Annotated in this window: 24 protein-coding genes, 1 tRNA gene, 1 other RNA gene and 1 pseudogene; 11 read left to right on the top strand and 16 right to left on the bottom strand. The window is 69.4% G+C overall.

Features of this window, described 5'->3' with window-relative positions; genetic code table 11:
• Window positions 1-235: 235 nt before the first annotated feature.
• The 4 genes from G6N45_RS15200 to G6N45_RS15185 form a co-directional block, all read right to left on the bottom strand.
• Window positions 236-490 (bottom strand): hypothetical protein, encoded by a 255-nt coding sequence (locus G6N45_RS15200; RefSeq protein ID WP_163723038.1) that lies wholly within the window; start codon window positions 488-490, stop codon window positions 236-238.
• Between the two features lie 5 nt (window positions 491-495).
• Window positions 496-720: a hypothetical protein gene (locus tag G6N45_RS15195; protein WP_163723037.1), complete on the bottom strand. Its 225-nt coding sequence runs from the start codon at window positions 718-720 to the stop codon at window positions 496-498.
• Window positions 721-1,063: 343 nt separating this feature from the next.
• Window positions 1,064-2,635 carry a hypothetical protein gene (locus tag G6N45_RS15190; RefSeq protein ID WP_163723036.1) on the bottom strand — a complete coding sequence of 524 codons (1,572 nt, stop codon included), beginning with the start codon at window positions 2,633-2,635 and terminating at the stop codon, window positions 1,064-1,066.
• Between the two features lie 173 nt (window positions 2,636-2,808).
• Complete coding sequence (locus G6N45_RS15185) at window positions 2,809-3,009, bottom strand: helix-turn-helix transcriptional regulator (RefSeq protein WP_246228696.1); 201 nt, start codon at window positions 3,007-3,009, stop codon at window positions 2,809-2,811.
• Between the two features lie 91 nt (window positions 3,010-3,100).
• Here G6N45_RS15185 and G6N45_RS15180 point away from each other — a divergent pair, with 91 nt between their 5' ends.
• The gene (locus tag G6N45_RS15180; RefSeq protein WP_163723034.1) at window positions 3,101-3,580 is read left to right on the top strand and encodes a helix-turn-helix domain-containing protein; all 480 of its coding nucleotides are present in this window, start codon (window positions 3,101-3,103) and stop codon (window positions 3,578-3,580) included.
• Window positions 3,580-4,740 carry a tyrosine-type recombinase/integrase gene (locus tag G6N45_RS15175; protein ID WP_197746841.1) on the top strand — a complete coding sequence of 387 codons (1,161 nt, stop codon included), beginning with the start codon at window positions 3,580-3,582 and terminating at the stop codon, window positions 4,738-4,740. The genes G6N45_RS15180 and G6N45_RS15175 overlap by 1 nt, the downstream gene beginning before the upstream one ends.
• Before the next feature lie 23 nt (window positions 4,741-4,763).
• On the opposite strand, the gene rnpB is transcribed toward G6N45_RS15175, so the two are convergent.
• Window positions 4,764-5,180, bottom strand: an RNA gene (gene rnpB / locus G6N45_RS15170) — RNase P RNA component class A.
• Window positions 5,181-5,237: 57 nt separating this feature from the next.
• Between rnpB and G6N45_RS15165 the strand changes: the two are divergent.
• Both G6N45_RS15165 and G6N45_RS15160 read left to right on the top strand, forming a co-directional pair.
• Window positions 5,238-5,691 (top strand): annotated as a pseudogene (locus tag G6N45_RS15165) (helix-turn-helix transcriptional regulator).
• A 10-nt stretch (window positions 5,692-5,701) separates the two neighbouring features.
• A complete protein-coding gene (locus tag G6N45_RS15160) occupies window positions 5,702-6,121 on the top strand; it encodes a VOC family protein (RefSeq protein ID WP_057148538.1) in 420 nt (139 codons plus the stop codon).
• Here G6N45_RS15160 and G6N45_RS15155 read toward each other — a convergent pair.
• A complete protein-coding gene (locus G6N45_RS15155; RefSeq protein WP_163723032.1) occupies window positions 6,118-7,398 on the bottom strand; it encodes an HNH endonuclease signature motif containing protein in 1,281 nt (426 codons plus the stop codon). The genes G6N45_RS15160 and G6N45_RS15155 overlap by 4 nt on opposite strands.
• 200 nt (window positions 7,399-7,598) lie before the next feature.
• Between G6N45_RS15155 and G6N45_RS15150 the strand changes: the two genes are divergently transcribed.
• Window positions 7,599-7,814, top strand: a complete 216-nt coding sequence (locus G6N45_RS15150; RefSeq protein ID WP_163723031.1) for a hypothetical protein — start codon at window positions 7,599-7,601, stop codon at window positions 7,812-7,814.
• A gap of 4 nt (window positions 7,815-7,818) precedes the next feature.
• On the opposite strand, the gene G6N45_RS27720 is transcribed toward G6N45_RS15150, so the two are convergent.
• Both G6N45_RS27720 and G6N45_RS27715 read right to left on the bottom strand, forming a co-directional pair.
• Complete coding sequence (locus tag G6N45_RS27720) at window positions 7,819-8,448, bottom strand: class I SAM-dependent methyltransferase (protein WP_170312450.1); 630 nt, start codon at window positions 8,446-8,448, stop codon at window positions 7,819-7,821.
• Window positions 8,445-9,362, bottom strand: a complete 918-nt coding sequence (locus G6N45_RS27715; protein WP_170312449.1) for an NAD(P)/FAD-dependent oxidoreductase — start codon at window positions 9,360-9,362, stop codon at window positions 8,445-8,447. Before G6N45_RS27715 ends, G6N45_RS27720 begins: the two co-directional genes overlap by 4 nt.
• 47 nt (window positions 9,363-9,409) lie before the next feature.
• Between G6N45_RS27715 and G6N45_RS15140 the strand changes: the two genes are divergently transcribed.
• Window positions 9,410-9,994 carry a type II toxin-antitoxin system RelB family anti-toxin gene (locus G6N45_RS15140; protein ID WP_163723030.1) on the top strand — a complete coding sequence of 195 codons (585 nt, stop codon included), beginning with the start codon at window positions 9,410-9,412 and terminating at the stop codon, window positions 9,992-9,994.
• Here G6N45_RS15140 and G6N45_RS15135 read toward each other — a convergent pair.
• Genes G6N45_RS15135 through G6N45_RS15125 form a run of 3 tightly spaced genes read right to left on the bottom strand, consistent with a single transcriptional unit; the run spans window position 9,985 to window position 12,945 of the window.
• Entirely contained in the window at window positions 9,985-11,088 is a 1,104-nt protein-coding gene (locus G6N45_RS15135; RefSeq protein ID WP_163723029.1) for a bifunctional RNase H/acid phosphatase, read from the bottom strand. The two genes, G6N45_RS15140 and G6N45_RS15135, sit on opposite strands and share 10 nt — an antisense overlap.
• A complete protein-coding gene (locus G6N45_RS15130) occupies window positions 11,085-11,822 on the bottom strand; it encodes a zinc ribbon domain-containing protein (protein WP_163723028.1) in 738 nt (245 codons plus the stop codon). The genes G6N45_RS15135 and G6N45_RS15130 overlap by 4 nt, the downstream gene beginning before the upstream one ends.
• Complete coding sequence (locus G6N45_RS15125; RefSeq protein WP_163728498.1) at window positions 11,812-12,945, bottom strand: Nif3-like dinuclear metal center hexameric protein; 1,134 nt, start codon at window positions 12,943-12,945, stop codon at window positions 11,812-11,814. Before G6N45_RS15125 ends, G6N45_RS15130 begins: the two co-directional genes overlap by 11 nt.
• 87 nt (window positions 12,946-13,032) lie before the next feature.
• On the opposite strand from G6N45_RS15125, the gene G6N45_RS15120 reads away from it, so the two are divergent.
• From G6N45_RS15120 to G6N45_RS15110, 3 genes are read left to right on the top strand one after another with little or no spacing between them, the layout of a single operon-like run.
• On the top strand, window positions 13,033-13,710 hold the full coding sequence (locus tag G6N45_RS15120; RefSeq protein ID WP_163728484.1) for an HAD-IA family hydrolase: 678 nt from the start codon (window positions 13,033-13,035) through the stop codon (window positions 13,708-13,710).
• Window positions 13,703-14,197, top strand: coding sequence for a low molecular weight protein-tyrosine-phosphatase (locus G6N45_RS15115; RefSeq protein WP_163723027.1), 495 nt, complete (start codon window positions 13,703-13,705; stop codon window positions 14,195-14,197). Before G6N45_RS15120 ends, G6N45_RS15115 begins: the two co-directional genes overlap by 8 nt.
• Window positions 14,198-14,199: 2 nt before the next feature.
• Window positions 14,200-15,003, top strand: coding sequence for an SURF1 family cytochrome oxidase biogenesis protein (locus G6N45_RS15110; protein ID WP_163723026.1), 804 nt, complete (start codon window positions 14,200-14,202; stop codon window positions 15,001-15,003).
• On the opposite strand, the gene G6N45_RS15105 is transcribed toward G6N45_RS15110, so the two are convergent.
• A complete protein-coding gene (locus G6N45_RS15105) occupies window positions 14,957-15,925 on the bottom strand; it encodes a cobalamin biosynthesis protein (RefSeq protein ID WP_163723025.1) in 969 nt (322 codons plus the stop codon). The genes G6N45_RS15110 and G6N45_RS15105 overlap by 47 nt on opposite strands.
• A 36-nt stretch (window positions 15,926-15,961) precedes the next feature.
• Between G6N45_RS15105 and G6N45_RS15100 the strand changes: the two genes are divergently transcribed.
• A complete protein-coding gene (locus G6N45_RS15100) occupies window positions 15,962-17,671 on the top strand; it encodes an amidohydrolase (protein WP_163723024.1) in 1,710 nt (569 codons plus the stop codon).
• A gap of 4 nt (window positions 17,672-17,675) precedes the next feature.
• Here the strand turns inward: G6N45_RS15100 and G6N45_RS15095 are convergent.
• The 4 genes from G6N45_RS15095 to G6N45_RS15080 all read right to left on the bottom strand — a co-directional run bounded on the left by G6N45_RS15095 (window position 17,676) and on the right by G6N45_RS15080 (window position 19,441).
• Window positions 17,676-17,747, bottom strand: a tRNA-Val gene (locus G6N45_RS15095).
• 112 nt (window positions 17,748-17,859) lie between these two features.
• Entirely contained in the window at window positions 17,860-18,321 is a 462-nt protein-coding gene (locus G6N45_RS15090; protein WP_163723023.1) for a peroxiredoxin, read from the bottom strand.
• A 7-nt stretch (window positions 18,322-18,328) separates the two neighbouring features.
• Complete coding sequence (locus G6N45_RS15085; RefSeq protein ID WP_048419171.1) at window positions 18,329-18,754, bottom strand: DUF3052 domain-containing protein; 426 nt, start codon at window positions 18,752-18,754, stop codon at window positions 18,329-18,331.
• 108 nt (window positions 18,755-18,862) lie between these two features.
• Window positions 18,863-19,441 carry an Rv2240c family protein gene (locus G6N45_RS15080; RefSeq protein WP_163723022.1) on the bottom strand — a complete coding sequence of 193 codons (579 nt, stop codon included), beginning with the start codon at window positions 19,439-19,441 and terminating at the stop codon, window positions 18,863-18,865.
• 176 nt (window positions 19,442-19,617) lie between these two features.
• Between G6N45_RS15080 and aceE the strand changes: the two genes are divergently transcribed.
• Complete coding sequence (gene aceE / locus G6N45_RS15075; protein WP_163723021.1) at window positions 19,618-22,407, top strand: pyruvate dehydrogenase (acetyl-transferring), homodimeric type; 2,790 nt, start codon at window positions 19,618-19,620, stop codon at window positions 22,405-22,407.
• Window positions 22,408-22,425: the final 18 nt, after the last annotated feature.

The raw sequence follows: 22,425 nt of genomic DNA, 5'->3' as shown, positions 1-22,425 counted from the left end.
TTGCCCGCCGCCTTGCGTGCCCACGCCTCGGGCCGGTGATCGCACTGTAGATCAGCGGTGGCACCGCAGTCGGAGCACCACGGTTGGAGACGCCGCGCCTTGGCGCTGAGACGCTGCCAGGCTGCGTCATAGCCCCGCAGGGCAGCCGACGCCTTCGGTGACGATGGACGGACGTGCTCGGGGCAGCGTGGCCCGTCGGCGGGCTCACCGCACTCGATGCAGGGACGCAGGGTCATCAGTTCTCGCCGTCGCCGTCAAGCTCGGCGGCGAGGAACGCTGCGCGTAGTGCCTCGGTGATGAGCTTGGGGTTCTTCGGGTTCGCGCTGCGCGCAAGGCGGTCAACGAACAGAACGAGGTAGTTCAGGATCGCGGAGCCGTCCTGCCCCGAGTCGATCAACATCTTCGCGCGTTCGAGGTCGCGGTCGAGGGAAGCCTCAACGAGCGCCAGCGCGGTCAGTGCGGCGTCAAGATCATGTTTCGGTATCGACATGGTTCTCAAATTCCTCTCTGGGGGTGCAGGAGTTCCGACGACCAGCGGCACGTCCATTCGTGCCCGCAGCCGCAGCGGTAGCGAGCGGTGACCACCGCCCCGCCGCGCCACTCGATCTCGTCGGGCTCGACGATCACGTCCAGGCGCGAGCAGTCCGGCCCCACCGCGCAGGTAGCGCAGTAGTCGCACAGCCAGGTGCATTCGTCGGTCTCGGTCTGAGTGCTCGTCATCGCTGCTCCTCTCGGGTATTCACTGCCTCGCGGTCCGAGGAGGTGTGGCACCTGTGGCACCCGGTGTGGCACCGGTGCCACACCCAAAACCGCAGGTCAAACAGGGTGTGGCACCTGTGGCACCTGTGGCACCCCACCGCGCACGAACACGGCCACGGAACTGTCTTTGAATAGTTAGCTGTGAAGGTGAAACGGGCGACTTCGTATAGCACTCTTAGGTAGCGAGTTTTCGCGCCAGGGGGTGCCACAGGTGCCACAGGTGCCACACCCCCGCTGAGCTGCGTAAATAGTTCATCCGGCGGTGCCACACCGGGTGCCACAGGTGCCACACCCTCGTCCACGATCACACCGCCCTAATCCGGTACTCGGGAACCGTCTGACCAGCGCGTTCGACCTCACGGCGCTCGATTGCACCGATGTCGAGCAGAGATGCCAGTGCCTCGCCGAGGTTGCGCCGCAGCTTCGAGGTAACCGACCGATCCACCGTGCTGCGTGACACCCAATCCGTTTGCTCGCCGAGGAACCGAGTGACCCGGTTCATCAGGCTGTGCAGTGCGGCGCTGTGGCGGGTGTCGTCGGCAGCGGCAAGCCGGTGGCCGTCAATCTGACCGCGTAGCACGGCGTCGCGCTGGGCAGCCGCACCCGATTCCGCATCGACCACCTGTGCCACCGCTGCGGAGACCACCATCAGACGCTCGGCCCGCTGCCAGTCCTCGGGGCCGACGAACGTCCGGTTGTGCAGCACGGCCAGGGCGGCGGCGAGCTTGAGTTGAGCCAGCAGGCGGTGGCCGGCAAGTGGGTCCGCGCTGCGCCCGAACGGGTCCAAGTCCTTCGCGGCGTCCGCGTCGATGATCTGCTGCGCGATATTCGACGCGACGCCCATCGGCACCAAGGGGCACGCGGCGGGGTCATAGATGCCTGCCTCGTCGTCGTCCTCGTCACCGACATCGAACGTCAGCGGGTCGATGCCGAAGTCAGGCACCTCGACGGTCAGCGGGTCAACGGTCTTGGCGTCGGCGCTGCGCCGGTTGCGGGCCACGCCGGGCCGGACGGGGGTCCAGAGGAACCGCTGCGGTACGCCGTCCCTCCGCGCCTGATCGTTGAGCAGAACCGCACCGTTCTCGGGCTGCACTCCCGCCGACAAGCACAACCGGTAGCTATGCATCGGCAGGATGACGCGACGGTCTTTGTCGGCGTTGGCGAAACCGAGTTCCTCGCCCATGTACCCCTTGAGCATCTCGGGCAGCAGCGTCGAACCCTGGCGCGCGGTCAGGGCGTCCATCGTCGCGATGTCGCGGCAGCCGAACAGCGCGGCGTAGGTGTGCCAGCGCAAGGCCACCTGCCCGCTGCCGAGCTTGTCGCGCTCGGCGTGGGCGTAGGTCCGGTTGATGCCCTCCCCGGTGCCAATGGGCAGCATCGGCAATACCGGGGCGACGCGGCGACCACCGACCTTCATCCGCACCGCAGCCTTGGCGGTCTTGTCGGTGGTGCCCTTCCCACCGCCGGAACTGCCCACGACGGCCAGTAGCAGGTTCAGCGACACCTCGCCCCCGATGATGGGCGGCAGGACCACTTGCGGGGGCACCGCCAACACGGCGTGCAAGCTGACACCGAACAGCACCCCGTACCGATCAGCACTGCGATCCTCGGCGAACCGCGACGTGTGGGCCAGCACCCCACTCGACGTGAATACGTCGGCGTTGTCGGCCATCGCTTTCCGCAGATCGGCCAGCGCGTCAGCCGCCGCCACCGCACGATCCGACGCGCTCAGGAGGTCGCGCGCGCGGTACCGGTCGGCAGCTCGTTGGTCGCCCTCGTCGCGAACCTGTGCGGCCTTCGCAATATCGACCCACGCGGGTTTGTCTGGGTAGGGACTGCCGTTGTGGCCGTTGCGATCAGCTGTCGTGACCGTCACGCGGCACCTCCGACCGGGACGGCGCGGGCCGACCACAATCGACGGCGAAACCGCGTGCTCGGGCAGTGCGGGAAGTACCCCCACCGGGTATGCTGGGCGCTGGTCATCTTTGATCGGGTGCCTCTCTAGTTCGCCCCGTCGGGAACTCCTCCCCGGCGGGGCGTTCTGCTGTTTCAGGCGTGCGCGGCGGTCTCTTGCGCGGCCAGCCAGGACCGCACCTCGGACAGCCGGTAGGCGCGACGCCGACCGAGCTTGAACGAGCGCGGCCCGGTGCCGGTGTATGTCCAATAGCGCAGCGTCGCAAGGGGAATGCCGCCGAGCATCTCGGCAACCTCGGGGGCGAAAATGATGGGGTCGTGGTCGTGGGTGCTCAACTTGTTCTCCTCGTGAATTACAAGCATGTTCTTCGTGAGCACAACCGTAGAGACAGTTGCGATACACGTCAAGTAGATCCATGATGTTCACATGGAGAACAACGCAGCCAACGTCAACCAACGAGTAGGCCAGCGGGTCGCCCAGCTCCGCACCGCCGCCGGGTTGAGCCAGCGCGAGCTAGCGGCGCAAATCTCGCTGCGCCTCGGTCGGGAGTTCGGAACGGTCACGGCGACGCGCCTGGAGGGTGGCAAGCGACCGATCACGGTGGACGAACTGGCCGCTGCGGCGCAGGCGTTGGGGGTCACGACCAGCGACCTGCTCAGTGACGACGACCTGGCCCCCGACGCCGTGGAGGTGCTCAACGCGGCCCGCGACATGATGATGGCTAACGGCGCGCTGGACGCGGCAGTGCGCGAATGGGTCCGCGCCCGTCACCGGCTCGACGCACTGCTCGACGCAGAACCGCAGGGCCGGAACTCGCTACGGCTGACATCGTTCGCCGGGGTCAACGAGGTCGATCTCGACGACCTGATCAGCACCGCCCGCACCGAGGCCGAGGGGACGATCTGATGGCCCAGACACGCAACCGCCGCGCCGGGGTTGAGGACCGCTGGCGCAAGGCCGACGGCATGCCCACCGCCGCCGATGGCAAGGGAAAGCGTTGGCGTGCAAGATATGTCGCCCCTGACGGCAAGGAACACGCGAAGGGGTTCGCCCGCAAGACCGACGCGCAACGCTGGCTCGATGAGGTCACCGCCTCGGTCGTCACCGGGCAGTACGTCGATCCGAAGGCCGGGCAGGTGACGTTCCGCGACTACGCCGAGCGGTGGCGCGAAATACATGTGCAGCGGCCCAGCTCCCGCGCGCACGTCGAGACCATGCTCCGCCGCCACGCCTACCCGACGCTCGGTGACCGGCAACTGTCGTCGATCCTCCCGAGCGACGTGCAGGCGTGGGTCAAGAGCCTCGATTACCTGGCCCCGGCGACCGTCGGCGTTGTCCACGGCCTGGTCTCCACCGTGATGAAATCGGCGATCCGTGACCGGCGCATCGCGGCCAACCCGTGCGACGGCACGAAACTGCCCAAGGTCCAGCGCGCCCAGGTGGTGCCGCTGACGACCGAGCAGGTGAACGCGGTGCGCGATGCCGTGCCCGCCGAGTTGCGCGCACTGGTCACCCTCGCGGCGGGCACCGGGATGCGTCAGGGCGAGTGTTTCGGCTTGACCGTTGACCGGGTGCGGTTCCTTGAGCGCCTGGCAGTGGTGGACCGCCAACTCGTCACGGTGCCGAAGCAAGCGCCGACGTTCGGCCCGCCCAAGACAGCCGCGAGTAACCGCACCATCCCGCTGCCCCAGGTGGTCGTGGACGCGCTGGCGGCGCACCTGGCGGCGTTTCCCGCCGAGCCGGACGGCCTGATCTTCACCCTGGCGGGCAAGCCGATCACCCGGCAGACGTTCGGGCACAAGTGGCGTCCGGCGGTGAAGACAGCGGGTTTGCCGACGGGCACCGGGTTCCACGCGCTGCGCCACTACTACGCCAGCCTGTTGATCCGGCACGGCGAGTCGGTGAAGACGGTTCAGTCCCGCCTCGGGCACGCCAGCGCCGTCGAGACGCTCGACACCTACAGCCACCTGTGGCCGGATTCTGACGACCGGACGCGGGACGCCATCGACTCGGTGCTCGGAACTACTGCGGACGCACTGCGGACGAAAACGGGGCAAACCCCCTGAACTTGCAGGTCAGGGGGTTTGCGGGGATGAGCTGGCCTGTAAGCCGGATTCTGTCTCTCGCCGCCATGTCTGGCAGCGAAGCGGCGACCATCCATCTGGACACACCGTCACCGGGTGCCTCGAGCGGCCTACCCGCAGACTCGGGCGAGCAGCCCTCGGGCGTCTGCGCTGCCGCGCCCCCCGCGCGACATTCTTGGCCTTGCTTCGGGTGGGGTTTGCCGAGCCGCTCCGGTCACCCGGAGCGCTGGTGCGCTCTTACCGCACCGTTTCACCCTTACCACCTCAGGGGTGGCGGTCTGTTTTCTGTGGCACTTTCCCGCGAGTCACCTCGGATTGCCGTTAGCAATCACCCTGCTCTGTGAAGTCCGGACTTTCCTCGAACCACCTAGGCCGTACCCCTATCCGGCCGGTTGGTGATCCGCGGCCGCCCAGCCAGCTCATCCGCCCCAACAACGTAATGCTTGCGACGCGGATTCCGGTAACGAATGCTCGAGGGCATGACGCAGGTTCGACCGGCCCGGCACCTGATGCGCGCGAAAGATCTGGTGGACGCGCGGTACGCCGAGCCGATCACCGTCGATGACCTGGCGGCCGCCGCCGGGTTGTCGCGGGCGCATTTCAGCCGGACCTTCACGGCGACGTTCGGGGAATCCCCGCGGGCCTACCTGCAGACGCGGCGGCTGGAGCGGGCGGCCTCGCTGCTGCGCCACACCGACCGCCTGGTCGCCGAGATCTGCATGATGGTCGGGCTGACGAGCGTGGGCTCGTTCACGACGAGCTTTGCCCGCGCCTACGGGTGTCCGCCGGCCGCCTACCGGGCCGCCATGCCGCCTGCAGCCGTGCATGCGCGTATTCCCAGCTGCATCCTCGGCCGCGACACCCGGCCCCGCGCAGTCAGCCGCGTCAGAGACAGCACATCGGGAGAAGACGGCGCGATCGAGCCACCCGTAGCGTCGGGTCCATGATCAGGATCGCAAGCGTTCACCTGTGGGTGCACGATCAAGAAGTCGCGCTGAAGTTCTGGACCGAGAAGGTGGGAATGGAGGTGCGCCAGGACGTTTCGCTGCCCGATGTGGACGGGCTCTTCCGCTGGTTGACGGTCGGGCCGCCCGGTCAGGACGACGTCTCCGTCGTGTTGATGGCGGTGCCGGGCCAGCCGGTGATGGATGAGCCGACCCGTACCCAGGTGCTCGATCTCACCGCCAAGGGATTCGCCGGCACCGTGTTCCTCACCACCGACGACTGCCACGCCAGTTACGAGGCACTGCGGTCGCGCGGCGTCGAGTTCACCGAAGAGCCCCACGAGATGCCCTACGGCATCGACTGCGGGTTCCGCGACCCGTCCGGCAACAGCGTCCGGCTCACCCAGCTCGCTTCTTAGGCAGTCCGTTTCAGCTCGACGATGTCGATGCTCAGCCTGCCCTCGATCACGCTGTGTCGTCGTGTGGGTCCGGGTAGTGGTGGTGCGGTCGAGTGGTAGGTCGCCCCGGTCGGGGTGGTGTATTCGGCGGTGTGCCGGCCATCGCTGTCGTGAGTTCGGACGGTCCAGCCGGGGGCTTCTTTGGTGTAGTTGCAGGCTTCGCAGGATCCTGCCCCGTTGCCCGCGCTGGTCGGCCCGCCTTTGTGGTGGGGGGTGGCGTGGTCGTGGTGGCGGATCGGGGCGTTGCAGTAGGGGGTGCGGCAGGTTTGATCGCGCAGCCCGATGAACGCCGCCAACCCTTTCGGGAAGATCCGCGCCTTGGATTCCATCGCGACCAGTTGCCCGCTGGTGGGGTGCCGGTAGAGCCGGCGCAGCGTGGCTTTCGCGTCCTCGTCGGTGACGGCGTCGGAGACCAGGTCGCGCACCACCACCGCCGGGACGGGGCCGTAGCCCTGGATCCAGCCCGGGGCGTCGTCCTCCCCGAACAGCGTGGTGTCGGCGAGCACCAGGTTCAGCGCGATCGGGGCGGGCTTGTCGGCGGGCCGTCCGGTGACCCGCTCATAGAGGGTGTCGGTCATGACCTGCCCCCGCGGCCGCCCGTCGCCGGTGGCGTCGGCCTCCCGCTTGAGCGCCGCGTAGACGCCGACGCCCCGAGACAGCGGCATCAGGAAGGTCAGGTACACCATCCCGTTGGGGGCGCAGCGGGTCCAGGCTCCGGCGCTCTGGGCGGCCCGGTTCTTGCGCTCTACCACTGCGGCGGCGTCGAGGCGGGCGGCGATCGCGGCGGCGGCGGCCTCGATCCGCGCATTCCCCAACCCCACCAGAGCTTGCTGATCAGCGCACAGTTCGGCATCCAACGCGCGCCGGTCTTCCACGGTCAGGCAGGCCGAGGCTTTGACGATCAGGGTGGCCCGGTACTCGGTGAGCACCCCGGCCTCCAACGCGGCGAGGGTGTGCGGCATTTCGTGGACCAGAGCATTGGCCATCCCGAGGTGGGTGTTGCCGTTGACCGGCGCGTCCAGCCGCGCCAACGCGATCTCCGAGGCCAACCCGCGACCCCGTTTGCGGGCCGGAATGCCGGCGGCGTTCTCGGTGGCGCGCCGCTTGGCCGCCCACAGCGCCGTGGCCCGGGCTTGGGCCGCCGCTGCGGAAGCCTTCAGGCGTTCGCAGTGCGCCACGACTTCGCGCAGCTCGGCCTCCGAGACCGTCGCGTCAATCTCGAACGTGTGTTCGAACATGTCACCGACACTACAACCCCCCACCGACAGGTATGCGACCGTGAACCCCGATGCGCGCTACAAATTTGGCGACCGACGAACCCCGCGGCGTCGGATCCGGCTTCGGCGCTCGGATTGCCTTGACCGAGTGCATGATTCATCAGCAAGACATTCGCCGGACCCTCAGCCTCCCGCGAACGATCCCGGCCGACCGCCTGGTGGTGGCATTGGACTTCGCGCGAGTAGCTCCGCTCATCGGCGGCGCCTGGCACACCCGCGGGGTGCGAAGGATCGCCACCGACATCGATTGGGCGGTCGGGCAAGGCCCCGAAGTCCGCGGCACCGGCGAGGCTCTGCTCATGGCGATGGCCCGTCGGCCCGACGCGCTGGCCGATCTCACCGGTCCCGGCCTCGTCGTCCTCGACCGCCGAACATAGAACGTCAGCCCGAAGCCGCGCGTCGCAGCACGATGACGTTGTCGATCAGCACCGCCTGTTGACCGTCAGGACCGACCGCGTCACGTTCGAGGGCGTCGGCTCGCAGCCGTTCCCACTGCCCCGGCTCGAGGTCGATCCCCGCGAGGACCTCGTCGATGGTCGGGAACACGTGGTCGTGGATGTGCGGCGGCGCCCACGGCGGCGCGGCGCCGTGGTCGACGATCAGCAGGATGCCGCCCGGCGCGACGGCGCGGGCCGCGGCGGTGAACATGCTCTCACGGTCCAACCGCACCAGCGACTGCAGGAACTGAGCCGACACCAGGTCGAACGTACCGTCGGGGAACTGGTCGGACAGATTGATCTGTCGGAAGTTCACCCGGTCGGTGACGCCACGACGGTCGGCCTCGGCACCCGCGCGCGCCAGCGCGGTATCGGAGATGTCCACTCCGACAGCGCGCCAACCACTTTCGGCGAGCCACAGCACGTCGGCACCCTCGCCGCAGCCGAGATCCAACGCCCGGCCGGGCGGTAGCGCACCCGCCACCTCGGCCAGCCACGGATTCACCCGGCCGCTCCAGATCCGTTCCCGTTCGGCGTATCTGGCTTCCCAGTGCGCCTTCTCCGATTCCGTCACCGATCCTCCTCCGTCAGACTTCCGACAATCGACACCGCGGCGCCCGAACCCGCCGCGATGGCCGCAGCCACCTGCGGCATCTGCGCACACACATCGCCCGCGGCATACACTCCTGGCACCGAAGTGCGCCACAGCGCATCCACCGAGATCGCCTCGGCGGAAACGGGTCCCGGCGCGGCGAACGCCACGCCCAGTGCCCGAGCCAGTCCGGTGCGTTGATGCAACGTGCCTGCCACCAGCAACCCTCGGCGGGCCAGGCTGGTCCCATCGGCGAACACCACTGCCTCCAGTTCTCCGTCAGCGCCCGACACGCCCGCAACCCCACGCTCGTCCACCGGAATCCCGGCCGCGGCAAGGTGCTTACGGTCCGCGTCGGCCAGGCCGGCGGGACCGTCGGTCAGCAGCACCACGTCCTTACTCCACCCGCTCAACAGCGACGCCATGTGCACACCCCGCTCCCCCGCCGCGAGGACCGCCAAAGGCTGATCGCGCACCTCCCAGCCGTGGCAGAACGGGCAGTGGAACACCGAACGGCCCCAGAACGCGTCGAGGCCCGGCACGGCTGGGGCTTGATACCGCATGCCCGTCGCGAGCAGCACCCTACGGGTGCGCTCGGATCCGCCGTCCGACATCGCGATCGTGAATCCACCCTCGTGCGCGGTGACGTCGGCTACCTCGCCGTCGCGCACCTGGACCGACTGATAGCGCGCCAGTTCGTCGCGGCCTCGGGCATAGAGCTCCGCCGGCTGAACACCGTCGAAACCGAGAAGGCCGCCGATGCCGTGCGCGGCCCTGTTGCTCTGCGCACCGGCGTCGACGACCAGTGTCCGCTTCCGCGCTCGGCCCAGCACCAGCGCCGCACTCAGTCCCGCGGCTCCACCACCGACGACCACGCAATCCCATCGCTCACTCATACCACCACCTTGCTCGCCCCCACACCGACATGCCAAGCTTGTTTGCCATGCAGGCAAATGACGACGACGGTGTCGACGCCCGGGTGCGGCGCCGACTACGGGAACTGCGGCTGCAGCGCGGCATGACGCTCGATGATGTGGCGAGCCGATCCAACATCGATGTGTCCACGCTGAGCCGGCTGGAATCGGGCAAGCGGCGGCTGGCCCTCGACCATCTCCCCCGGCTGGCCGCCGCCCTGTCGGTGAGTGCCGACGAACTGCTGCGCGCCCCGGAGGTGGAGGACCCGCGGGTCCGCGGCGGCGCGCACACCCGTAACCAGATCACGTTCTGGCCGTTGACCGGTCAGGGCCCGGCGGGCGGGTTACACGCCTACAAGATCCGCGTCAGCGCCCGCCGGCGCACACCGCCGCCGCAGTTGCCCGTCCACGAGGGCCACGACTGGATGTACGTGCTGTCGGGCAGGATGCGGCTGATGCTGGGTGAGCGTGACTTCACCATCAAACCCGGTGAGGCCGTGGAGTTCTCGACGTGGACGCCACACTGGTTCGGGGTCGTCGACGGCCCGGTCGAGGCGATCGCGCTGTTCGGCGTGCACGGCGAACGCGTGCACCTGCACACCGATCACAAATAGGACGTCTGATTGACCAGTCGCACCGAGGCCGCGCCGTCGGGATAGAACTCCGCGATCGACAGCGAGGCCAGGTCGAGATGCAGTCGGTACAGGATCGTCGAACCGGCGTCGAGTGCGAGGCGCAGCAGCGTCTTGATCGGCGTCACATGGGACACGACGAGCACCGTCTGGCCGGGGCGTTCGGCGATGATGCGCTGCTGCGCGCGGGCGACACGGGAGGCCACCGCGTCGAAGCTCTCTCCGCCAGGAGGCGGTACGGCGGTGTCGCGCAGCCATCGCAGGTGCAGTTCGGGGTCGCGTTCGGACGCCTCGCGGAACGTCAGCCCCTCCCACGAGCCGAAGTCGGTCTCGATCAGGTCGTCGTCGATCTCGACGTCGAGACCGAGGGCCTTCGCGGCCGCCTTGGCGGTGTCGTGCGCGCGTTGCAGCGGCGAGGACACCACGGCGTCGATACCACCGGATTGTCCGAGGTAGCGGGCCGCCGCGTCGGCCTGCCGGTTGCCCAGATCGGTCAGGGCGGGATTGCCGCGCCCGGAGTAACGGCGTTCGACCGACAGTGGCGTCTGCCCGTGCCGGAGCAGGAACAGCCGCGTCGGCGCTCCTCGGGCGCCTGTCCAGCCCGCCGGATTCGTGACCACCTGCGTTGAGGGCGTTGATGTTTCGGCCGGCACAGGATCGTCGTCCTCGACGCCGGCGGCTGCGTCCATCGCCTGGTTGGCCAGCGCGTCGGCGTGGGCGTTCCGGGCGCGCGGCACCCAGGTGTAGGTGACACGCTCGAACGTCTGCGCGCGCTCACGGGCCTGTTGGTACAGCGGGGCGAGGTCGGGGTGCTTGACCCGCCAGCGCCCGGCCATCTGCTCGACCACCAGCTTCGAGTCCAAGCACACCTCGACCTCGGTGGCACCTACGTCCGCCGCGGCCTCGAGACCCGCGATCAGCCCGCGGTATTCGGCGACGTTGTTCGAGGCGCGCCCGATCGCCTCTTTGACCTCGGCCAGCACCTCACCGCGATCCGCCGACCACACGACCGCGCCGTATCCGGCCGGGCCGGGGTTGCCGCGCGAGCCGCCGTCGCACTCGACGATCACCTTCACGCGCCGGTTTCCTTCACACGCAACAGGATCGCGTTGCACTCAGGGCAGCGCAGCACCTCGTCGTCGGCTGCGGCGGCGATCCGCGCCAGCTCGCCCTTGTCGATCTCGATGCGGCACGCACCGCACCGTCGTCCCTGCAACTGCCCGGCGCCCACTCCGCCGCGCGCCCGCTGACGCTCGTAGAGCGACACCAGCGCCTCGTCGATGGCGGCTACGAGTTCCTCACGCCGCGAAACGCGCTGGTGCTTGAGCTGGGACAGGTGGGTGCGCGCGCTGTCACACGACTGCTGCGCGTCGGTCAGCGCGGTCTGCAGGTCGTCGATGCCGGCCAGCTCGCGGTCCTGGTCGGCCGCGAGTTCCTCCCGCCGCTCCATCACCTCCAGCAGCGAGTCTTCGAGGCTGGCCTGCCGGCGCTGCAGGGTCTCGAGCTCGTGCTGAAGTTCGGTGAGTTGCTTGGCGTCGACGGTGCCGCCCTCCAGGAGCTTGCGGTCCCGGTCCTCACGCTGGCGCACGCCGTCGATCTCGCTCTCGAACTTCGCGATCTGCGCGTCCAGGTCGGCGAGCGCGAGCTGGACCGCGGCCAGCCGGTCGTTGGCCTCGCGGTGGGCGCCTTGCGCGCTCTCCAGCCTCGACTGCTCGGGAAGGTTCTTCACCCGGTGCTCGAGCCGGCTGATCTCCGCGTCGAGCTCGGCCAGCTCCAGCAGTGAACGTTGCTGCGAAACATCAGCTTTCATCGGCTGCTTCCTCGACATTCCATGGGTCGGTGCGCACCTCGGACACGGTGACGGGCAGGGCGTCGCCGAAGTGCTGGTGCAGGAGGTGGGCCGCCTGTCCGCACCACGGGAACTCGCTGGCCCAGTGTGCGACGTCGACGAGTGCGACGCCGGAGACGCGGCGGTGTTCGTCGGCGGGATGATGCCGCAGGTCGGCGGTGACGTAGGCCTGCACTCCGGCGCCGGCCACCTCGGCGAGCAGGGAGTCACCCGCCCCGCCGCACAGCGCGACCCGCGACACCGTCGTCGTCGGGTCACCGGAGGCGCGAACGCCCCATGACGTCGCGGGCAGGCCGCGGCGGACGCGAGAGACGAAGGCCGGCAACGGTTCCGGTTCGGCGAGGACGGCGATGCGACCCAACCCGGTGCCCGCCGGCGGAGTGTCCAGCGCCACGACGTCGAACGCGGGCTCTTCGTACGGATGGGCGCCGCGCAGGGCGGCGACAACCGCGGTCCGCCGCGACCGGGGCGCCACCATCTCCACCCGGTATTCAGCGACGTGTTCCACCGTCCCGACAGAGCCGATCGCCGGCGAGGCGCCGTCCCCGGGCAGGAACTGGCCGAGGCCCGAGGCGCTCCAACTGCACTGCGAGTAGTCGCCGACCTGACCCGCGCCTGCGCCGAACATCGCCGCCCGCACCGCGTCGGCGTTCTCGGGCGGGACGTACACGCCCCACTTGTCGAGCGCGGGTCCGGCCGGCACCGGGGACAGGACGTCGGTGACCTCCAGGCCCAGCGCAGCGGCCAGCGCGTCGGAGACGCCCGGGTCGGCGCTGTCGGCGTTGGTGTGCGCGGTGAACAGTGCGCGGCCGGTCCGGATCATGGCGTGCAGCAGAGCGCCCTTGGCGGTGTCGGCGGCCACCGTGTCCACCCCGCGCAGCAGCAGAGGATGGTGCGCCAGCAGCAGGCCGCGTTCGGGCACCGTCGCCACCACCTCGGCCGTCGCGTCCACTGCGACCGTCACCGACTCGACCGGCTCCGAGGGATCGCCGCACACCAGGCCGACGGAGTCCCAGCTCTGCGCCAGCCGCGGCGGGTAGGCCGTGTCGAGCACCTCGATGACGTCGGCGAGCCGCACCGTCATCGCATCACCAGCTGACATGCCACATCACGACAGTAGTGCGCGGGTCCAGCCACTCCGGGCATCAGGGACAATGGGCGGGTGACCGACATGCTGGACAGCTCAGCCGGCGTCGCCCGCCTGCGCCGCGGCGATCTGGTGATCTTCGATCTGGACGGCACCCTGACCGACTCCGCCGAGGGCATCGTGGCCAGCTTCCGCCACGCCCTGACCGCCGTCGGCGCCACCGTTCCCGAGGGTGACCTGGTCAGCCGCATCGTCGGGCCGCCCATGCTGCACACGCTGGAGTCGATGGGGTTGGGTGAGCGCGTCGACGGGGCGATCGCGGCCTACCGCGCGGACTACACGAGCCGCGGCTGGTCGATGAACCGGCCCTTCACGGGCGTCCCGGACCTGCTGGCCGACCTGGCGGCGGCCGGGGTGCGGTTGGCGGTGGCCACGTCGAAGGCCGAGCCGACCGCGCGGCGCATCCTCGCCCACTTCGAACTCGACGGCCGGTTCGAGGTGATCGCAGGCGCCAGCGTCGACGGCACCCGCGCACGCAAGGCCGACGTGCTGGCCCACGCCCTCGATCAGCTCGCGCCGGTCCCCGACCGGGTGGTGATGATCGGCGACCGGTCGCACGACGTCGAGGGCGCCGCGGCGCACGGCATCGGCACCATCGTCGTCGACTGGGGCTACGGCCGCGACGACTTCACCGACCGCCCCAGCGGTGCGCTGGCCCATGTCGACAGCGTCGACGCCCTGCGGGAGGTGCTGGGTGTCTGAGCTGCTGCACGTCACGTTCGTCTGTTCGGGCAACATCTGCCGCAGCCCGATGGCGGAGAAGATGTTCGCCCATCAGATCGCCGAGCGCGGACTGGCCGACGTCGTGCGCGTCAGCAGCGCAGGCACCGGCCACTGGCACGAGGGTGAGCCCGCAGACCGCCGCGCCTCTGACACGTTGCGCGGCCACGGCTACCCGACCGCGCACCGCGCCACCCAGATCGGTGATGACCATCTGAGCGCCGATCTGGTGATCGCGCTGGGCCGCGAGCATCAGCGCATGTTGGCCCACCTGGGGGTGCCCACCGAGCGACTGCGCATGCTGCGGTCCTTCGACCCGCGCTCGGGCGCCCACGTCCCTGACGTGGACGATCCCTACTACGGCACCCGGGACGACTTCGAGGACGTGTTCACGGTGATCGACGCCGCGCTGCCCGGGCTGCACGGGTGGGTGGACGACCAACTGGCCGAGCGGCGACAGGCGGTCTGACGATGCGCCGGCTGACCTTCCTGCTGCGGCCGCAATGGCTGGCGCTCTACGTCGTGGTGATCGCGTTCGCCTATCTGTGCTTCACGGTGCTGGCGCCGTGGCAGCTGGGCAAGAACACCAAGACCTCCCGCGAGAACTCGCAGATCGCCGCCTCGTTGGACGCCGAGCCGGTACCGCTGACCACGCTTCTACCCCAGCAGGATTCGGCGGCGCCCGATCAGCAGTGGAAGCGCGTGACTGCGACGGGCAGATACCTCGACGACGCGCAGGTGCTGGCCCGGCTGCGGGTGATCGACGGTGACCCTGCCTTCGAGGTGCTGGTGCCGTTCGCCGTCGACGGCGGCCCGACCGTGCTCGTCGACCGCGGCTATGTCAAGCCGGTGCAAGGCACCGCGGTACCGGAGTTCGACGCCGCCCCGACGGGCACCGTGACGATCACCGCCCGGCTGCGCGACGCCGAGCCGGTGCCCGCCGGTAAGGCTCCGTTCCGGGACGCCGGTGTGCAGCAGGTCTATTCGATCAATCCCGGCCAGGTCTCCGCATTGACCGGTGTTCCGCTGGCCGGGTCCTATCTGCAGTTGGTCGACGACCAGCCCGGGGGCCTCGGCGTGGTCCCGCTGCCGCGTCTGGACGCCGGACCGTTCCTGTCCTACGGCATCCAGTGGATCGCGTTCGGCATCATCGCCCCGATCGGCGTGGGCTACTTCGTCTACGCCGAGGTGAAGGCCCGCAGGCAGGAGAAGGCGGCGGCCGAACCCGTCACACGGCAGGACAAGCTCGCCGACCGGTACGGCAGGCGACGCTGACCGCGGCGGCTGCCGCGACGACCTGCACGGCGCGCGACAACCGCACGGCTCGCGCCAGATCCGCGATGTCGGGCGCCCGCCCGTCGCCCAGTGTCGGGCGAATCTCCAGCTCGTGGGCGTATTGCGTCGGCCCCCCCAGCCGGATCCCCAGCGCGCCGGCGAACGCCGCCTCGGCGACCCCCGCGTTGGGACTGGGGTGCCTGCTCGCGTCCCGGCGCCAGGCCCGCACCGCGCCGGCCTGCGAGCCGCCCACCACCGGCGCGCACGCCACGACGAACAGGCCCGTCAGCCGGGCCGCGGCCAGGTTCAGCAGATCGTCGAGTCGAGCTGCGGCCCAGCCGAACCGCAGGTAGCGCGGCGACTTGTTGCCGATCATCGCGTCGAGCGTGTTGGCCGCGCGGTACACCAGCACCGCCGGGATTCCGCCCAGCGCCGCCCACACCAGCGGACCCACCTGCGCGTCGGAGGTGTTCTCCGCGACCGACTCCAGCGCGGCGCGGGTCAGGCCGGCGGCGTCGAGCACCGACGGGTCCCGTCCGCACAGCGACGGCAACAGGCGGCGGGCTGCGTCGAGGTCGCCTGCCGCCAGCAGATCGGCCATCTGCGCGCCGGTGCGGGTCAGCGACGTACCGCCCAGCGCGGTGAACGTCGCGCCGGCGACACACACCGTCTCGGCGACGACGCCGGCGCGCCGGCCGGTGCGTTCGGCCGCGGCTCCGGCGAGGGCGACGACGCCGAGCAGTGCAGCCGTGTGCAGGGCACCGGCGCTGCGACTGTCGGCGTAGACACGTCGCTCGAGCCCCGCTGCGGCGCTGCCGAACAGCGCTACCGGGTGCCCCCGCGACGGATCGCCGAACACGCGGTCGGCGAGCACGCCCGCCGCGATCCCGGCTGCGCGGCCCCGGCCGACTGCTGCGAACACCCCGGCAGCTTGTCACATCGGTGTCACACTGTGCCCATGACCGAGGTGATCTTGAAGGCAGGGACCGTCATCACCATGGACGAGACCGTGCCGCGGGCCGAGGCGGTGGCGGTGTCCGGCGGGCGGATCGTCGCGGTGGGCACGGTCGCCGAGTGCCGCGACGCGCTGCCCGGCGCCGAGGTCGTCGACACCGGCGCCGCCGTCCTCGCGCCGGGTTTCGTTGAACCGCACGGACATCCACTGATCAGCGGGATCGCCACCCAGGCGCCCGCCCGCTCGATCGCGCCGTGGGTCGCTGCGAGCTGGTCCGACGTCCGTGCCATCTTCGCCGACGCGCTGGCCCACACCGATCCCGAGACGCCGCTGTGGTTCGCCGGGTATGACGCACTGCTGCACGGACATCCGGCACCGCAGGCCGGCGAACTCGACGAGATCTTCGGCGACCGCATCACCGTGGTCACCGACAACTCCGGCCACGGCGTGTATTTCAACTCCGCGGTGATCCGACGCCACGGCTGGGACGCCACCCCACCGGCCGATCCGGTCGCCGGGAAATTCGGCCGCAACGCCGACGGGACGCTGAACGGGCAAGGGTTCGAACTCCCCGTGGTGACGGCGGTGACGATGCCGCTGATGGAGCAGATGGGCGACCCGCTGGTTTCGGCGGCCGGCTACTTCGCGTTGATGGCGCGCGGCGGCTACACCTCGACGTCGGACATGACCTACGACCCCAGGTTCGCCGCCGGCTACGAGGCACTCGCCGCCGCGCCGTCGTGCCCGCTGCGGGTCAGCATGTGGGAGATGTCGGTCACCGACACCTATGCGGAACCGACGACATTCACCGCGGGCGACGAGTGGCTGACCAAGACCGGGGTCAAGCTGTGGACCGATGGCTCGCCGTGGGTCGGCAACATCGCGATCTCGTTCCCCTACCTCGACAGCGAGGCCACCCGCACCGCAGGCATCGATCCGGCGGTGGCCGGCGGGGCGCGGTCGATGAACTACAGCCGCGAGCAGCTCGACGCGATCCTCGACCGGGCGGCGCCGGCCGGCTGGCAGATGGCCTTCCACGCCAACGGCGACCTGGCGCTCGACCTCGCGCTCGACGCCTACGAGGACGCACTGGACCGGCACGGCCTGACGGGCAGCGACCACCGCTGGCGGCTGGAGCACTGCGGTGCGGGCACCCGGGGGCACTTCGAGCGCGCGGCCCGGCTGGGCGTGCACGTCTGTCTGGCGCCGTTCCAGTACTACTACTGGGGCGAGCTGCTCGACGGCGCGATGTTCGAGCCGCAGCACGGGGCGCGGTGGTCGGCATTCGCCGACGCCGTCGACTCCGGGGCGTGCGTGTCGCTGCACAACGACGGTTCGGTGTCGCCGCCGACGCCCATCGTCAACATCGCCACCGCGGTCACGCGGCGCACCCGCAAAGGCACCGTGCACTGTCCGGAGCAGGCGATCCCACTGGACCGGGCTTGGCGCGCGCAGACCATCGACGCGGCCCGCACGTTGCGCCGCGATCACCTCATCGGCTCGATCACCCCCGGCAAGCTCGCCGATTTCGTCGAACTCACCGCCGACCCGTGGGCCGTCGACCCCGCGGATCTCGTCGAGCGTGTCACTGTGGCGGGGACGTGGCTGGGCGGACGCCGGATCGACCTCGACGAGTTCGTCGGCGCGGTCCGCGGCGGCGACAACGCCGCGCATGCGCACCTGGCCGAACGGAAGGCGACCGGCTGCTGCTGAACGGTGGGCGCGGACGGTATCGAACCGCCGACCGCTGGTGTGTAAAACCAGAGCTCTACCACTGAGCTACGCGCCCGATCCCGGGCAGCATAATCGGCGGGCGCGGCGAATCTGAAATTCACTCGAGCGTGCGTCCAGGGCGCCGAAACCGCGAGAATCCCGCCCTGCGCGCACACTCGGCGCGGAAGTCAGCCCCGCACCGCGTCCAGCGCCGCCCTCCACACTGCCTGATCGCGCGCCTCCCCCGGCTGCCTGCAGTCGGCGAACCGCACCACCCCGTCGCGGTCGACGGCGATCGTGCCCCGGTTCGAGAAGCCGGACGCGTCGTTGAAGACGCCGTAAGCCTGGCTCACCGCGCCGTGCGGCCAGAAGTCCGACAGCACCGGAAACGTGAACCCACGCTGCCCGGCCCACACCTTGTGGGTGGGCGACGGACCCACCGAGATCGCCAGCGTGGCCGTCGCGTCGTCGACGAAGTCGTCGAGGTGATCGCGGATCTCGTCGAGCTCGCGCTGACAGATCCCGGTGAAGGCGAGCGGGAAGAAGACCAGCAGCACGTTCTTCGTGCCGCGGAACGCGCTCAACGACACCCGCTGGTTGTTCTGATCGGCGAGCGTGAAGTCCGGCGCGATGTCGCCGACCTGCCTCATCGGAAAGTCATCGCCGCCCTGCGGCCTTGGATTTCGGTTGCACCAGCCTGCTGGCGATCCAGTCGCCGAGATTGGCCGACGAGGTCTGCATCAGGCCGGCCGTGGGCGCCGACTCGGCGATCTCGGCGGGCTGCACATGACCGGGCTGGCCGGTCTTGGGCGTGACGACCCAGATGACACCATCGTCGGCCAGCGGCGTGATCGCGTCCATCAGCGTGTCGACGAGGTCTCCGTCGTCGTCGCGCCACCACAGCAGCACCACGTCGACTACCTCGTCGGCGTCCTCGTCGAGGAGTTCACCACCGCACTCGTCTTCGATGTCGGCCCGGATGTCGTCATCGACGTCGGAGTCCCAGCCCAGTTCCTGCACAACCTGATCTTTTTGGATGCCCAGCTTGCGGGCGTAGTTCGGGGGGTCACCCGCCGACACCACGGTCAGTCCTCCTTGCGTCTGGTCGGCACGCTGTGCGCTGTGCGCTGTGCCACGTTGCCCCCTATCGTCGCACGCCGGGTGACGACGGCAAGCCATCTGGCGGCAACGTCACCGGAACGCCGCATCGCAACGGTCCAGTGCGGTGGTCTTCGCGTCGTTGAGGCGGGCGATCGCGGCGTTGAAATCATCGGCCGGATAGTTGCCTGCGATCGCGGTCGCGACTGCCCGCGCCGCGTCGACCCAGCCGGTCAGCGCGTCGCGCAGCTCCCCGGGCAACGCGTCGCTCATGCCGCTCGCCACCAGGTCCGCGCTCTGGTTCAGCGCGTCGACGGCGGGGCCTGCGTTGCTCGCCGAGCCGCCCGGATCGGTGTTGAACGCGTCGACGTAGGTGTTGACCGCGGCGATCGCGTCGGCACTGCTCGAGCTCATCGTCTCGCAGGTGCTCTGCACCGCCTGGGTGGTCAGCGAGGCTTGGCGTTCGGATTCACGCGCCGACGAACTCGCGGCGGACTCCTCGAGCGAGGCCGACACCGACGCCCGGTACAGCGGCGCCTCGCCCTCGGGCGCCGAGGCGGCACCGTCGGTGACGTTCGTACAGCCGACGACCACCATCGCCAACGCCGCGACGGTGCCGGTCGCGAAGGCGGCCAACCGCACACGGGCGGCGCTCCCCCAACCGATCAGCACGGTCTGCAGACGTTACCGGCCGATCAACGGGTTGGGTGTACTAAATGCAACCGTTCACACCCGGTGCTGCACATGGGGCAGGATTGGAGAAGGATGGAACCCACCTGTGCACATGAAGAGCGAGCAGACCCACTCGGCCGATCGCGTGCGCGAAACCGCCTGACAAGGAGCGGAAGTTGACCACCGAGTTCGTGCGCCAGGATCTGGCCCAAAACTCCAGCAGCACAGCCGAACACGATCGCGTTCGCGTCATCCGGGAGGGGGTGGCGTCCTACCTGCCCGACATCGATCCCGACGAGACCGGCGAGTGGCTGGAGTCCTTCGACGATCTTCTCGAGCGTTCCGGGCCGTCGCGGGCGCGTTACCTGATGCTGCGGCTGCTCGAACGCGCCGGCGAGCAGCGGGTGGCGATCCCGTCGCTGACGTCGACCGACTACGTCAACACGATCCCCACCGAACTCGAACCGTGGTTCCCCGGCGACGAGGACGTCGAGCGCCGCTACCGGGCCTGGATCCGGTGGAACGCCGCGATCATGGTGCACCGGGCGCAGCGGCCCGGCGTCGGCGTCGGCGGCCACATCTCCACGTACGCGTCCTCGGCGGCGCTCTACGAGGTCGGCTTCAACCACTTCTTCCGCGGCAAATCCCACCCCGGCGGCGGCGACCAGGTGTTCATCCAGGGCCACGCCTCGCCCGGCATCTACGCCCGCGCGTACCTGGAGGGCCGGCTCAGCTCCGACCAGCTCGACGGCTTCCGCCAGGAGCACAGCCACGCCGGCGGCGGCCTGCCGTCCTACCCGCACCCGCGGCTGATGCCCGACTTCTGGGAGTTCCCCACGGTCTCGATGGGCCTGGGCCCGATGAACGCGATCTATCAGGCGCGGTTCAACCACTACCTGCAGGACCGGGGCCTCAAGGACACCACCAACCAGCACGTCTGGGCGTTCCTCGGCGACGGCGAGATGGACGAGCCGGAAAGCCGCGGACTGATCCAGGTGGCGGCCAACGAGGCGCTGGACAACCTCACGTTCGTGGTGAACTGCAACCTGCAGCGCCTCGACGGCCCGGTGCGCGGCAACGGCAAGATCATCCAGGAGCTCGAGTCGTTCTTCCGCGGTGCGGGCTGGAACGTGATCAAGGTGGTGTGGGGCCGCGAGTGGGACGCGCTGCTGCACGCCGACCGCGACGGCGCGCTGGTGAACCTGATGAACACCACCCCCGACGGCGATTACCAGACCTACAAGGCCAACGACGGCGGCTACGTGCGCGACCACTTCTTCGGCCGCGATCCGCGGACCAAGGCGCTCGTCGAGCCGATGACCGATCGGGAGATCTGGAACCTCAAGCGCGGCGGCCACGACTACCGCAAGGTCTACGCCGCGTACCACGCGGCGATGGAACACAAGGGTCAGCCGACGGTCATCCTGGCCAAGACCATCAAGGGCTACACCCTGGGCAAGCACTTCGAGGGCCGCAACGCCACGCACCAGATGAAAAAGCTTGCGCTGCAAGACCTCAAGGATTTCCGCGACGCCCAGCGCATCCCGATCTCCGACGAGCAGATCGAGAACGACCCCTACCTGCCGCCCTACTACCACCCCGGTCCTGAGGCGCCGGAGATCCGCTACATGCTCGACCGGCGCCGCGCCCTTGGCGGGTTCCTGCCCGAGCGCCGCACCAAGAGCAAGACCCTGCAGCTGCCCGGCCGCGACACCTACAAGGCGCTGAAGAAGGGCTCGGGCAAGCAGGAGGTGGCCACCACGATGGCGACCGTGCGGACGTTCAAGGAGCTGTTGCGGGACAAGAACATCGGGGATCGGATAGTCCCGATCATCCCCGACGAGGCCCGCACGTTCGGGATGGACTCGTGGTTCCCCAGCCTGAAGATCTACAACCGCAACGGCCAGCTCTATACCTCGGTCGACGCGGAGCTGATGCTGGCCTACAAGGAGAGCGAAATCGGCCAGATCCTGCACGAGGGCATCAACGAGGCAGGCTCGACGGCGTCGTTCACCGCGGTCGGCACGTCCTATGCCACCCACAACGAGCCGATGATCCCGGTCTACATCTTCTATTCGATGTTCGGGTTCCAGCGCACCGGCGACGGCCTGTGGGCTGCGGCCGATCAGATGGCGCGCGGTTTCGTGCTCGGAGCGACGGCCGGCCGCACGACGCTGGTCGGCGAGGGTTTGCAGCACGCCGACGGGCATTCGCTGCTGCTGGCCGCGACCAACCCGGCCGTCGTCGCCTACGACCCGGCGTTCGCCTACGAGATCGCCTACATCATCGAGAGCGGCCTGCACCGCATGTACGGCGAGAACCCGGAGAACGTCTACTTCTACGTGACGATCTACAACGAGCCCTACGTGCAGCCGGCGGAGCCGGAGGACCTGGACGTCGAGGGTCTGCTGCGCGGGATCTACCGCTACCGGCAGGCGCCGGACAAGCGCAGTCACCGCGCCCAGATCCTGGTGTCCGGAGTCGGGATGCCCTCGGCGCTCAACGCCGCCGACATGCTCGCCGAGGAGTGGGACGTCGCGGCCGACGTGTGGTCGGTGACCAGCTGGGGTGAGCTCAACCGCGACGGTGTGGCGATCGAGAAGGAGGCGCTGCGCCATCCGGAGCGCACGGCCGGCACGCCGTACATCACCCAGGCGCTCGCCGACGCCGAGGGCCCCGTGGTGGCCGTGTCGGACTGGATGCGGGCGGTGCCCGAGCAGATCCGGCCGTGGGTGCCCGGCACCTACATCACGCTCGGCACCGATGGCTTCGGCTTCTCCGACACCAGGCCGGCGGCGCGGCGTTACTACAACACCGACGCCGAGTCGATCACGGTCGCGGTGCTGGAAGGTCTCGCCCGCGACGGCAACATCGACATGGCGGTGGCGGTCGAGGCGGCCCGCAAGTACGAGATCGACAATGTGATGGCGGCGCCGGAGCAGACGTCGGATCCGGGCGTGGCCTGAATTGGAGGTCCTGCACGA

It is taken from the genome of Mycolicibacterium psychrotolerans, assembly GCF_010729305.1.
Classification (GTDB): domain Bacteria; phylum Actinomycetota; class Actinomycetes; order Mycobacteriales; family Mycobacteriaceae; genus Mycobacterium; species Mycobacterium psychrotolerans.
The sequence above is the reverse complement of the archived record's forward strand: the minus strand, read 5'-3'. Positions and strand labels throughout refer to the sequence as shown.